The following is a 12,966-nucleotide window of genomic DNA, read 5'->3' on the forward strand; positions in this document are numbered from 1 at the left end:
GAAAAACTCAGGGAGGCAAAATGTTCAAGGGCAGCAAATTCAAGAAGACAACCCTGTTTGTCACTACCGTTGCACTGCTGACGCTCGCAATCGCGTTCGGTGTACAGCGCAGATGTGCCGCCCAAGGGGGCGGAAACGATTACCAGTCCATCGAGCTGTTCACCGACGTCCTCGCCATCGTGAAGAAGAGCTACGTCGAGGAGGTAGACACCAAGAAGCTCGTCTACGGTGCCATCAACGGCATGCTGAGCTCGCTCGATCCGCACAGTTCCTTCATGCCTCCCGAGACGTACAAGGAGATGAAGATCGACACCAAGGGCGCCTTCGGCGGTCTCGGGATCGAGATCACCGTGAAAGAAGGCATCCTCACCGTCATCTCACCGATCGAGGACACCCCCGCCTTCAAGGCCGGGATCAAGGCGGGCGACCAGATCCTCAAGATCGACGACAAGTACACGAAGGACCTGACGATAACCGACGCGGTGAAGAGGATGCGCGGCGTTAAGGGGACCAAGGTCACCCTCACCATCATGCGGGAAGGGTTCGACAAGACGAAAGAGTTCGTCCTAGAGCGCGACATCATCCAGGTGAAGAGCGTCAAGTACAAGGTGCTCGACGATGGTTACGGCTACGTCAGGATCTCCCAGTTCCAGGAGAAGACCGACGACGACCTTGAGAAGGCGCTGCAGGCGCTGCAGGCCGACAAGAAGGTGCTGAAGGGACTCGTGCTCGACCTGAGGAACGACCCCGGCGGGCTCCTGGACCAGGCGGTCCGCGTCTGCGAGCACTTCGTACCGGAAGGGAAGCTCATCGTCTACACCGAGGGGCGCGAAAAGGATTCCCAGATGCGCTTCACCTCCAGGAAGAGCCACAAGCAGGGCGAGTACCCGATCGTGGTGCTGATCAACAGCGGCTCGGCCAGCGCTTCCGAGATCGTGGCGGGCTGCCTGCAGGACCACAAGCGTGCCGTCATCATGGGGACCCAGAGCTTCGGCAAGGGCAGCGTCCAGACCATCATCCCGCTCTCCGACAACTCGGGTCTTAGACTCACCACCGCTCGCTACTACACCCCGAGCGGCCGCTCCATCCAGGCCAAGGGGATCACCCCGGACATCGTCGCTGAGCGCGTCGAGATCGCCCCCACCGGCGAGAAGCGGGAAGGGATGCACATCCGCGAGAAGGACCTCGAGAACCACTTCGAGAGCGACAAGAAGGATGAGCAGGACGACAAGACGGCGAAGCCCGCTCCCTACAAGACCGACGAGATGATCAAGAGCGACTCCCAGGTGCTGCGTGCCCTTGACCTGCTGAAGGGTTGGGAGATCCTGAAGACCATGGGGAAGCTCCCCTCTTAGCGGTTAGGAACCAACCGGTATGAAAAAAAGAAGGGGTAGCATGTCGCCGCCCCTTCTTTTTTTTTGCCACAGAAGTGCGGTGTAACCGGCACAGCCGTTCTTGACACCCGCCCCGGTGCTGCGTAGAGTAACCCGGGTGCGGCAGTCACCCAAAGCAGTCGAGGTAAGCCATGATGATACAGACTCTCTCGCGTGTGCTTCTTTTCCTTTCGCTCACCCTTCTTCCACTTCCGGCCCTTGCCCTGCCGATTCTCTCCATCTCATCGCCCGGGGGTGACGGTGTCTTCGTGCTCTACGGCGCGCAGATGACCGGTGTTGCCGGTTTCGACGTGACGGTCGGTTTCGACTCGGCAACGCTCTCCAACCCGCGGGTGACCTTTGGGAGCCTGGTCGCTGGGATGACGAGCATGGCGAATACTACGCATCCGGGTAACCCGATCCGGATGGCCGGCACTAGCATCAATGCGGTGAATAGCAGCAGCGGGGTAATGGCCACCATCACCTTCGATCGGACCGGGACTTCTCCCGGGAGCATCACCCTGCTCACGGCGAGCCTCATCGATACCGCAGGGAAGAAGGTCGCCATGGCTGCACCGATCATCACCAATCCACCACCGCCGTCAACCTCCGACAGCGGAAGCGGTGACGGCCAGACCGGAGGGAGCTCAGGGAATAGCGGAGGAAGCGGCGGGACAGGGACCGGGACCACCGGAGAGACGTCCGGCTCGGGCGTGGGCACGACAAGATCAGGCGGATACCTCGGCGGTACGCTCAGCATCCCGGGGCAGGAGACGTCCGGCCAGGAGACCACGACGGGGCAAACCACGTCTGGAGACGATGCCTCTTCCGCGCAGGAAACGCAAAGACGGGTACGGACCAAAAAGGTACAGCCGGACGACGCTGAACCTAAGCTCGAGCGCGGGGATAACCCGTCGCCGTCTTCGGACGAGCGCGGGGGGGCATCGACCGTGGACGGCAAGCCGGCCCACGTCGCCGAGCCCGTAAAGGTCGAAAGCGTGCTGACAAGGTTCAGGGACTTCAAAGGGGAACGTACCCCGGCCAACCTGACGGCGCTCTTCGTGCAGCCCCCACAAGCGCAGTACATGCAGGTTCCGGCGGTGGTGCTTGCGGACGGCAAGGCGACGGTGACGCTCAATGTTTACATCAACGTCGGCGATGCGACCCCCAGGTTCAGCTTCGGCGACTGCAGCTACGTTTCCTACAGCCGCATCGAGAAGGGGTGGGAGATCCAGGCGCGCCCCGACCGCGACGCGCTGAGCGCAAGCATCGCGGTGCTATACAACAGCCAGAGACAGGAATTCCCGCTGGTGGTTGCCCCCGCGGTGCGGCTTACCAAGAAAGGTCAGAAAAAGGTCACGGAAGCAGACTTCCAGCGCTTCCTCACCGACCGCGGCACCGAATCTGCGCCGCACTTCGATTTGAACAAGGACGGCAAACGAGACTACGTCGATGATTACATCTACACGGCGAACTATCTCGTGCAAAAAGATAAGGTCAGATAGGAAGTACAAGCAGCAGTTGTTTCTGTTTCAGCGCTAACAAAGATGCCCTCCAGGCCACAAGCCGGAGGGCATCTGTCGTTTCAGGAGGCAAGTTGCCGGCACCGAGGGGGCTTTTCAGTTGCCGCACCGCCGACGATGTTGTATACAAAAAACTGCTGCGATCATTTCACACATGGGAGGAACCGATGTTGAACCTGAAAGACAGCAGTCTTTTTCGGCAACTCTGCTTCATCAACGGTGCATGGAGTGCGGCCGACAGTGGTGAGACCATCGACGTAACCAACCCGGCAACGGGAGAAAAACTAGGCACCATCCCGAAAATGGGAGCGGCCGAGACGCGCCGCGCCATAGAAGCGGCGCAAGCCGCGCTTCCCGCCTGGCGCGCGAGGACGGCTCAGGAGCGCTCCGTCATCATCAGGCGCTGGTCGGAACTCATGCTTGAGCACCAGGAGGATCTGGCGGTGCTGATGACGGCCGAGCAGGGCAAGCCGCTTGCCGAGGCGCGCGGCGAGACGGTCTACGCCGCCTCCTTCCTCGAATGGTTCTCCGAGGAGGGAAAACGGATCTACGGCGACGTCATCCCCTCGCACCAAAGCGACAAGCGCATCATCGTCCTCAAGGAGCCGATCGGGGTCTGCGCCGCCATCACCCCCTGGAACTTCCCTTCCGCCATGATCACCCGCAAAGCCGGGCCCGCGCTTGCCGCCGGCTGCACCATGGTCGTCAAACCGGCGACGGCGACACCTTACTCGGCCCTCGCTATCGCCGAACTGGCGCGGCGGGCGGGTGTGCCGGACGGAGTCTTCTCCGTCGTCACCGGCTCGGCTGCGGGGATCGGCGGCGAGATGACGGCGAACCCGCTGGTGAGAAAACTGACCTTCACCGGGTCGACCGAGATCGGGAAAAAGCTGATGGTAGAGTGCGCGGGAACGGTGAAGAAGGTCTCCATGGAGCTTGGGGGCAACGCCCCGTTCATCGTCTTCGACGACGCCGATCTCGACGCCGCGGTGGAAGGAGCGCTCATCTCCAAGTACCGCAACACCGGCCAGACCTGCGTCTGCACCAACCGGTTCCTCGTGCAGGACGGCATCTACGACCGGTTTGCCGAGAAGCTGGCCAGCGCGGTTGCCGCGATGAAGGTGGGCGACGGACTCAAAGGGGAAACCCAGCAGGGACCGCTCATCGACATGGCCGCGGTGGAGAAGGTGGAGGAGCACATAGGCGACGCCCTCGCAAAGGGGGCGCGCGTGGTAACCGGCGGCAAACGCCACGCCCTGGGGGGCTCCTTCTTCGAACCGACCGTGCTGGCCGACGTCTCACCGGATATGCTGGTCGCGCGGGAAGAGACCTTCGGGCCGGTGGCCCCGCTGTTCCGGTTCAAGACCGAGGAGGAGGCGATCCGTCTTGCCAACGACACCGAGTTCGGCCTCGCCGCTTACTTCTACAGCCGTGACATCGCGCGGGTGTGGCGGGTGGCGGAGGCGGTCGAGTACGGCATCGTCGGCATCAACACCGGCCTCATCTCCACCGCCGTGGCTCCCTTTGGCGGCGTGAAGGAGTCCGGCGTTGGGCGCGAAGGATCCAAGTACGGCATCGAGGACTTCCTCGAGGTTAAATATCTCTGCATCGGCGGGATCAGGTAGGCGGCGCACACGACCCTGTCCGAGGCAGGGAAGCAGGTAAACGATGGCCGAGGTGCTCCAATACAACGACGGGAAGGTGCTGCGCGGCGAGATCGACGTCGTGCGGGAGTTCCCCCTGGTCCTCAGGGTGAATGACCGGGAACTGGTTACCCTGGTCGCTTCGCCGCACGACCTGCGCTTCCTGGTGGCGGGCTTTCTCTGGCTACAGGGGTTCGTCGCATCGGCCGATGATTTTCTGGTCCTGAGCGTCTGCAACGACTACGGCATCGCCAACGTCCGCATCAAGGGGGAACTCCCCCATGAACTGAAGCCGGTGCTCACCTCGGGGTGCGGCACCGGTGTTACTTTTTCCCTGCCGCAGGGCAGGCAGGCTCCAATTCCGCGCAGCGGTATCGCGGTCGGTGCCGTCTTCGAGCTGATGAGGCAACTCGCCCAGACCTCGGACCGGTACAAAAGCCATGGCGGCCTCCACTCCGCCGCCATCGGGGACGTGGAAGGAAGGCTGCTTTTGCACGCCGAAGACCTCGGCAGGCACAACACCATCGACCGTCTGGCGGGGGAGGCCTTGCTTAAAGGGATTCCCCTCGAAGGCACCATCCTCGCCACCTCAGGCCGCGTCTCGACCGAGATGGCCGCGAAGGCGGCGCAGCTCGGTATCGCGGTCGTCGTATCCCGAACCTCGCCCACCGACATGGCGGTCCGTATCTGCGACGAAAGCGTCATTACGCTGATCGGCTACCTGCGCGGCGCCAAACTCACCGCATATACCCATTCCGAATATATTTTATTTTCTTAATACTTTCACTCCGCCCACCGTCAAACACCTCCGCTGATTCCAGATAAAACGCCATAGTAACAGCTCTTTTTACACGGATCTGCGCCATCTTACAGGCACTTTCAACAATTGACAAAGCAGGGTAAAAATTGTATACAGTATCCGTTCAAATGAAGTACCAGCTGAAAGAAGAGTTAACATAACTTCCGTAAATAGCTGCACATTATCTGGAGGAGGAATCATGATCGAAGCGTACCTGAAGCAAGAGGCAGAAAGAAAAGCACTCGGGATTCCTGCGAAACCGCTCGACCCTGAGCAGACCGCGGAACTTTGCAAACTGTTGGAAGCACCCCCGGCAGGCAAGGAGGAGTTCCTGCTCCACCTCCTGAAGGAAAGGGTTTCCCCGGGCGTCGACCCGGCTGCCGAAGTGAAGGCAGGCTTCCTCGCCGCCATCCTCACCGGCGCCAAGAAGTCCCCGCTGGTCTCCAAGAAGGACGCGGTTCAGATCCTGGGCACCATGCTGGGCGGCTACAACGTCTCCCCGCTGGTCGCAGCGCTGAAGGACGCGGAAGTTGCCGACGAGGCCGTTAAGGCGCTTTGCGGCACCACCCTCGTGTACGACGCCTTCGACGACGTTTTCGAGCTCTCCAAGAGCAACGCCGGCGCCAAAAAGGTCCTCGAGTCCTGGGCCGCCGCCGAGTGGTTCACCTCCAAGCCGGGCCTGCCAGAAGTGGTGAAGGTGAAAGTCTACAAAGTCGAAGGCGAGATCAACACCGACGACTTCTCCCCGGCGGGCGACGCCTGGAGCCGTCCTGACATCCCGCTGCACGCCCTCGCCATGGGCAAGACCCGCTTCGCCGACGGCAACGCCACCATCGCCAAGTTCAGGGCGGACGGGTTCCAGGTCGCTTTCGTTGGCGACGTCGTGGGTACCGGTTCCTCCCGTAAGTCCGCATGCAACAGCGTGCTGTGGCACATCGGCCAGGACATCCCGGCAGTCCCCAACAAGCGTCGCGACGGCATCATCATCGGCGGCGTCATCGCACCGATCTTTTTCAACACCGCGCAGGATTCCGGCGCGTTCCCGATCAAGACCGACGTGACCAAGATGAAGACCGGCGACGTCATCGTGATCAACGCCAAGAAGGGCGAGGTCACCACCGAGGGTGGTGAGGTTCTCTCCACCTTCACCGTGGCCCCGAACACCCTGTTCGACGAGTTCCGCGCCGGCGGCCGTATCCCGCTGATCATCGGCCGCGCCCTCACCGACCGTGCCAGGAAAGCACTCGGCATGGCACCGACCGACGTCTTCACCCTCCCGGTCAACCCGGTTGCCAAGGCAGGCCAGGGCTACTCGCTGGCCCAGAAGATGGTCGGCCAGGCATGCGGCGTCGTCGGCGTCCTTCCGGGGACCGCTTGCGAACCGAAGATGACCACCGTCGGTTCCCAGGACACCACCGGCCCGATGACCGCCGACGAGCTGAAAGAGCTCGCCTGCCTCAAGTTCCAGGCTCCGATGTTCATGCAGTCCTTCTGCCACACCGCGGCCTACCCGAAACCGGCCGACGTGAAGATGCACAAGACCCTGCCGCAGTTCATCATCGAGCGTGGCGGCGTGCCCCTGAAGCCGGGCGACGGCGTCATCCACTCGTGGCTCAACCGTCTCCTCGTTCCGGACACCGTCGGTACCGGCGGCGACTCCCACACCCGTTTCCCGATCGGGATTTCCTTCCCGGCAGGTTCCGGCCTGGTCGCCTTCGCAGGCGCCCTCGGCTTCATGCCGCTCGACATGCCCGAGTCCGTTCTCGTCCGCTTCAAGGGCAAGTTCAACCCCGGCATCACCCTGCGCGACGCGGTTAACGCGATCCCGTACTGGGCGATCAAGCAGGGCCTGCTCACCGTGCCCAAGAAGAACAAGGTCAACATCTTCAACGGCCGCATCCTCGAGATGGAAGGTCTTCCGGAGCTCTCCGTCGAGCAGGCCTTCGAGCTGACCGACGCCGCTGCCGAGCGTAGCGCCGCCGCCGGTTGCATCAAGCTTTCCGAGGAGTCGGTAGCTACCTACCTGCGCTCCAACGTGGCCCTCATGAAGCAGATGATCGCCGACGGCTACCAGGACGCGCAGACCCTGCGGAACAGGATCGACGCAGTAAACGAATGGCTGAAGGCACCGAAGCTTCTCGAAGCAGACGCCAACGCCGAGTACGCAGCGGTCATCGAGATCGACCTCGCCGAGATCACCGAGCCGATCCTCGCCTGCCCGAACGATCCGGACGACGTGAAGCTCCTCTCCGACGTTGCCGGCACCCCGATCCAGGACGTGTTCCTCGGTTCCTGCATGACCAACATCGGTCACTTCCGCGCTGCAGGTGAGATCTGGAGGGGCCAGAAGTTCAACCCGAACGTCCGTACCTGGATCTGCCCGCCGACCCGCATGGATCAGGCGAAGCTCAAGGACGAGGCGTACTTCTCCGTCTACAGCGCGATGGGCGCACGCGTCGAGATCGCCGGCTGCTCGCTCTGCATGGGTAACCAGGCACGCGTACCCGACGGGGTGAACATGTTCTCCACCTCGACCCGTAACTTCGACGACAGGATCGGCAACGGCGCCAAGGTGTTCCTCGGCTCCGCGGAGCTCGGTGCCGTCACCGTGAACATGGGCAAGCTCCCGACCCCGGCCGAGTACCTCGCCGTGTACAAGGAGAAGGTCGAGCCGAACAAGGCAACCGTGTACAAGTACCTCCAGTTCGACGAGATGTAGGAAGAGCTGGTAACAAGCAGCAAAAAGGCCCGCCGGGAAACCGGCGGGCCTTTCTGTTTTCTGTGGCGGCAGTTCGACTGCCTGGGAGTCTCAGCTGTCCGACCTGTCCCAGCTGTCCGACTGGTCCGACTGGCGGCGGAACCCGACGCTACAGCAGCGCTTTCAGCTCTGCGATGAGGTCGCCGAGGAGGTCGTAGCCCCCTTGCCAGAAGCTGGGGTCGCTGAAGACGATGCCTGCGGGGGCAAGTGTGTCACCAGGCGACTTGGAGCCGCCATCGGCGAGTATCTCGCGGTAAACGGGGACGAAGCTCTCGCGCTCCTTCAGGTAACGCTGGAACAGCGACAGCACCACCAGTTCCGCGCAGGTGTAGGAGTAGCAGTAGAAACGTGCGTGGATGAAGTGGGAGATGTAGCTCCAGCCGTAGCGGTAAGGCTCGATCATCTCGACCGAGTCGCCGTAAAGCTTCGCGTTCTCGTTCCACCAGAGGTCGCAGAGCTCGTTCGCGGTGAGAAGGCCGTCGTTACGCCTTAGGTGCATCTGCTCCTCGAATCTGGTGAGGACGTTCTGCCTGAAGGTGGTGGCGATGATGTCCTCGATCTTCGCGCACAGAAGGGACTTCTTCACCTCCACGTCGGTCTCACGCTCCAGCAACTGCCGGGTGAGGAGCATCTCGCCGAACACCGAGGCGGTCTCGGCAAGCGGCAGCGGCGGGTGGTAGTTGAGCATGGTCTGGCCCTGAGCGAGCAGGTAGTGGATGCCGTGCCCCACCTCGTGGGCGATGGTCGCCACGTCGCGCAGGTTCCCGGTGAAGTTCAAAAGCAGGTACGGCGGGAGCTCAGGTGTCATCCCCATGCAGAAGGCGCCGCCGCTCTTGCCGGGACGGGGCATGACGTCCACACGCCTGCCGGTGAAGAAGGAGTCGGCAAGCTCAGCGAACTCTTCGGAGAAGCCGCGGTACGCCTCGACCGTCATGGTGCGCGCTTCCTCGAAGCTGTATTTGCGGTCGCTCTCGGTGAGGGGGGCGTAGACGTCGGTGTTTTTCAGCTTCGGCATGCCGAGCAGCCGCGCTTTCAGGCGGAAGTATTCCTGTGCCAAGGGATAGTTCTTTTCGGAGACCTGCATGAGGCTTTCGACCACCTCGTTGGGGATCTCATTGCCAAGGTTGGTCGGCTCCATCGGGTGCCGGTAGTTTCTGAGCTCCATCTCCTGGGAGTGGTCCAGCGCCACGTTGTTGAACACGGCGGAATAGAGGATGCCGTTCTCCTCGTGCTTCTTGAGGAAGGTGCCGAAGGCGCGCTCGCGCACCCCTGCGTCCGGGTGATGCAAAAGGGCAAGGAGTTCCTCACCGGTTACCTCTTTGGTCTCCCCGTCCATCTCGAGGGTGTAGCGCAGGGAGGCGGAGACTTCGTCGAAGAGACGGCAGAAGGCCTGCACACCGGTCAGGCTCTTTTGGGAAAGCAGGCTCTCCTCACGCTCGGAAAGGGTGTGCGCCTTGAACTTGCGCAGCACCTCGAGGAAGTGACGGTAGTTGTCGAGCAGCCTGTCCTTGGCGAACTTTTGGAACGGCTCTTCCTCCATCTGGATGATCTCCAGATCGAAGAAGAGGAGCTCCCGCCCCATGGCGTTGCCGAACTCCTCGGACTTCTGGGAGAGCCGTTTGTGCAGATCGCTCTCGCTGTCGGCGGCGAAGAGCAGGTGCGCGTAGAGCTGCGGCACCGCCAGATCCTCCTGCAGCTTCTCGTAGCTCTCAAGCGCCTCCAGCAATTCCGCGGCGGAGAGCTCGGCTACCTTGCCGCGGTAGCGTTCCCTGAACGCTGCAACCTGCGAAGTAGCACCCTCGAAAGCCTGGTTGAGCTCGGGTGCTGAAGGGGAAGAGTAAAGCGGGGTGGTATCCCAGCAGAGGTTGGTTGACATGGTTCCTCCTGAAGCTGATTTCCTAATGATTTCAAACGAATGCAACCGATAGTAATGCAAGGTAGCCAAGGTGTCAAGAAAGGGGAGGCGGGGGCTTGGTGGGTGAATCAGCGTCCTCTGCTGCATTTACGCGCCTTGACAACCAAAAGGGGCGCGATAGAAATAGCAACTGTTAAAAAAATATAATAATCATGCATCAGCCGCTGAGAGCTCTTCCCGGTGGGGGTGGCAGGGAGCCTCCCCCGCAAGTGGTTCTTTCGTTAACCGCTAGTGCGAGGATGGACGCCATGAAAAAGCGTCAGGTGGTTCAGGATGCGGCTTATCAACCTGCACCGGGTACGGCAACAGGTTGTGACCGTTTCGGGGCAGGAGGCGGTGGTCAGTGCATCGTGTTGCAGCGGCTTTTTTCCTGCCGCAACGATGCGATGTCAACGGGCGCGGAAGCGGGGCACGGCGCGGACGTCGGGTGCAGCGTTGGGGCCATGGCCTTCGCGTCACTCACCCTACGGGAAGCGAGGGACAGGATCGAGCGGTGGATGGTGTACGACGCGATCCGCGCCTGTGCGGGAAACATGAGCAAGGCAGCGGACATGCTTGGCGTCAGCCGTCCGGCCCTTTACGATCTGGTGAAGAAGTACGGGGTGTGCAGGATCAAGACGCGCGGCTGACGGTCAAATCTGTACTGCCATGCCGCCGTCGCGCGGAATCAGTTCGCTGAAATAATGGATGGTGTGAAAGTCTTTCGACTGGAGCGGCTGCATCGTCGAGCTGAAGCGTCCGACGTAAATCAGGTAGCGGATGCCGAAGCGGCGCGCCGTCTCCAGGTTGGTCTCGCTGTCCTCTCCCAGCATGGTCCTTTCCGGATCGTACGGTATCTTCCTCTGCAGTTCCCCCCAGAAGAGCGGATCCTCCTTTGGCAGTCCCAGGTCGTGGGCCGAGATGACGCCGTCGAAGTAGCCGCCGATCGTGGTCCGGCGCAGTTTCAGGTTCAGCGTCTTACCGTGGGCGTTGGTGACCAGGTAGACCTTCTTGCCGTGCTGGCGCAGGAAGAGTAGGAACTCGGTGACGAACGGGTGCACCGCGATCAGGTGGTGCACCTCCTCCTTGAGCACCGGGATGTCGAGGCCCAGTTGTGCGGACCAGTAATCGAGGTCGGTCCAGTTGAGGGTCTTCTCCTGGGAGCGGAACATGCGGTAGAGCTTTTCCCTTGCCGCGCTCTCGTCGATGCCGTTTTTCTCGGCGTAGCGCCTGGGGACGTGCTCCAGCCAGAAGTGGTCGTCGAAGTGGCGGTCCAGCAGGGTGCCGTCCATGTCGAGGTGGACGGTGTCAATGTGATTCCAGTCTACTTGCAGGGGGGGGAGGGACATTGCGGGTTCTCTTTTGATGTCGGACCTGTCCGACTAGTCTGACTAGTCTGACAGGTCCGATGTCAGACTAGGCTTTGGCTTTCACGAAGGCTTTTACCAGTTCTTTGTCCGCAGCCATGATCTCGCAGCGCGTTTCCTTGCCCTGCAAGGCGGCGAGTTGGGGCGGCAGCACGGCGGGGGCGCCGATGGCACGCTCGACGGCGTCACCGAACTTCGCCGGGTGCGCGGTGGCAAGGCATACGACGGCCGGATGCCCCTTCACGCACTCGAGGGCGGCGCGCACCCCGACCGCGGTGTGTGGGTCGAGAACGTAGCCGGTCTCCTTGTTGAAGGAGGCGATCGTGTCGAGGGTCTTCGTTTCGTCCACGGTGCAGCTCAGGAATTCGCTCTGCACGCGCTGCACCTCTTCTGCGGTGAAGACGATCTTGCCGGTCTGCTGCAGCTCGGCAAAGGCGCTTCTCACGCGCTTCGGGTTTTCGTTGAAGAGGTAATAGAGGTAGCGCTCCAGGTTCGAGGCGAGCTGTATGTCCATGGAAGGGGAGACGGTCTGCACGACCTTCCCCAAAGAGTAGTCGCCGCTTTGCACGAAGCGCGAGAGGATGTTGTTCTCGTTGGTGGCAAGGAGGAGCTTTTCCACCGGTAGTCCCATGCTTTTCGCGAGGTAGCCCGCGAAGATGTCGCCGAAGTTCCCGGTCGGGACGGAGAATACCACTTTCCCCTGCTCGGGGAGCCTGCCCCAGGCGTAGAAGTAGTAGACCACCTGGGCGAGCACGCGGGCCCAGTTGATCGAGTTCACCGCGCCCAGTGCGTACTCCTTCTTGAATTCGAGGTCGTTGAACAGGGTCTTCACGATGTTCTGGCAGTCGTCGAAGGTCCCCTCTACGGCGATGTTGTGCACGTTGGCGTCGAGCACGCTGGTCATCTGCAGCGCCTGGATAGGGGAGGTCTTCAGGTGCGGATGCAGGATGAATATATTGATGTTCTCCTTGCCGCGCACCCCGGCGATGGCAGCACTCCCGGTGTCGCCGGAGGTGGCGCCCAGGATGTTCATCTTCTCGCCGCGCTCCTTCAAAAGGTACTCGAAGAGGTTTCCGAGCAGTTGCAGCGCCACGTCCTTGAAGGCGAGGGTGGGGCCGTGGAAGAGCTCCAGGATGTAGACGCCGTCCTTTTTCACCAGGGGGGTCGTCTCCTGGTGCTCGAAGGTTCCGTAGGAACGGTCGATGAGCGCCTTCAGGTCGGCGGCCGGGATGTCGGTTGCGAAGAGGGAGATGATATTGAAAGCGAGCTCACGGTAGGGGAGCTTCGACCACGCGGCTAAGGTGTCGCGGTCGAGCTGCGGGATGCTCTCCGGCAGAATAAGGCCGCCGTCGGTGGCAAGCCCCATCATTACTGCGTCCTTGAACCCGATGGGGGCGATGTTTCCCCTGGTGCTTATGTATTTCATGTCGGTTCTCTTTCCTTTTACAGGTTTTTGTGCCGTTTCCGGCGACGCCCATATATAACAGCTAATGGTGTAAAAGTGAAGCGATTGCTGGGTTGCTGACTGTGGTCGGGTGCACCGCGGCTGCCGTGACTTCGACGCGGCGACAGGGAGCACAGTGGAAAAAGCAGTGGTGTCTTAAATTGC

Annotated in this window: 9 protein-coding genes; 6 read left to right on the forward strand and 3 right to left on the reverse strand. The window is 61.5% G+C overall.

Annotated features, from left to right (window positions below; all coding sequences use genetic code 11):
* Window positions 1–20 precede the first annotated feature (20 nt).
* The 5 genes from E8K79_RS06870 (at window position 21) to acnB (ending at window position 8,057) form a co-directional block, all read left to right on the forward strand.
* Window positions 21–1,355, forward strand: coding sequence for a S41 family peptidase (locus tag E8K79_RS06870; protein ID WP_136514099.1), 1,335 nt, complete (start codon window positions 21–23; stop codon window positions 1,353–1,355).
* A 170-nt stretch (window positions 1,356–1,525) separates the two neighbouring features.
* Window positions 1,526–2,878, forward strand: a complete 1,353-nt coding sequence (locus tag E8K79_RS06875; RefSeq protein WP_136514100.1) for a cohesin domain-containing protein — start codon at window positions 1,526–1,528, stop codon at window positions 2,876–2,878.
* 185 nt (window positions 2,879–3,063) lie between these two features.
* Window positions 3,064–4,521: an NADP-dependent succinate-semialdehyde dehydrogenase gene (gabD, locus tag E8K79_RS06880; RefSeq protein WP_136514101.1), complete on the forward strand. Its 1,458-nt coding sequence runs from the start codon at window positions 3,064–3,066 to the stop codon at window positions 4,519–4,521.
* A gap of 43 nt (window positions 4,522–4,564) precedes the next feature.
* Window positions 4,565–5,317, forward strand: coding sequence for a formate dehydrogenase accessory sulfurtransferase FdhD (gene fdhD, locus E8K79_RS06885; protein ID WP_136514102.1), 753 nt, complete (start codon window positions 4,565–4,567; stop codon window positions 5,315–5,317).
* Window positions 5,318–5,537: 220 nt separating this feature from the next.
* The gene (gene acnB, locus E8K79_RS06890; protein ID WP_136514103.1) at window positions 5,538–8,057 is read left to right on the forward strand and encodes a bifunctional aconitate hydratase 2/2-methylisocitrate dehydratase; all 2,520 of its coding nucleotides are present in this window, start codon (window positions 5,538–5,540) and stop codon (window positions 8,055–8,057) included.
* A 148-nt stretch (window positions 8,058–8,205) separates the two neighbouring features.
* On the opposite strand, the gene E8K79_RS06895 is transcribed toward acnB, so the two are convergent.
* Complete coding sequence (locus E8K79_RS06895) at window positions 8,206–9,972, reverse strand: M3 family oligoendopeptidase (RefSeq protein WP_136514104.1); 1,767 nt, start codon at window positions 9,970–9,972, stop codon at window positions 8,206–8,208.
* A 287-nt stretch (window positions 9,973–10,259) separates the two neighbouring features.
* Between E8K79_RS06895 and E8K79_RS06900 the strand changes: the two genes are divergently transcribed.
* Window positions 10,260–10,640 (forward strand): helix-turn-helix domain-containing protein, encoded by a 381-nt coding sequence (locus E8K79_RS06900; protein ID WP_246043756.1) that lies wholly within the window; start codon window positions 10,260–10,262, stop codon window positions 10,638–10,640.
* Window positions 10,641–10,643: 3 nt separating this feature from the next.
* Here E8K79_RS06900 and yrfG read toward each other — a convergent pair whose 3' ends face one another.
* Both yrfG and thrC read right to left on the reverse strand, forming a co-directional pair.
* Window positions 10,644–11,339, reverse strand: coding sequence for a GMP/IMP nucleotidase (gene yrfG / locus E8K79_RS06905; protein ID WP_136514106.1), 696 nt, complete (start codon window positions 11,337–11,339; stop codon window positions 10,644–10,646).
* A 67-nt stretch (window positions 11,340–11,406) separates the two neighbouring features.
* Window positions 11,407–12,783, reverse strand: coding sequence for a threonine synthase (thrC, locus tag E8K79_RS06910; RefSeq protein ID WP_136514107.1), 1,377 nt, complete (start codon window positions 12,781–12,783; stop codon window positions 11,407–11,409).
* Window positions 12,784–12,966 lie beyond the last annotated feature (183 nt).

This window comes from Geomonas edaphica, assembly GCF_004917075.1.
Lineage (GTDB): Bacteria > Desulfobacterota > Desulfuromonadia > Geobacterales > Geobacteraceae > Geomonas > Geomonas edaphica.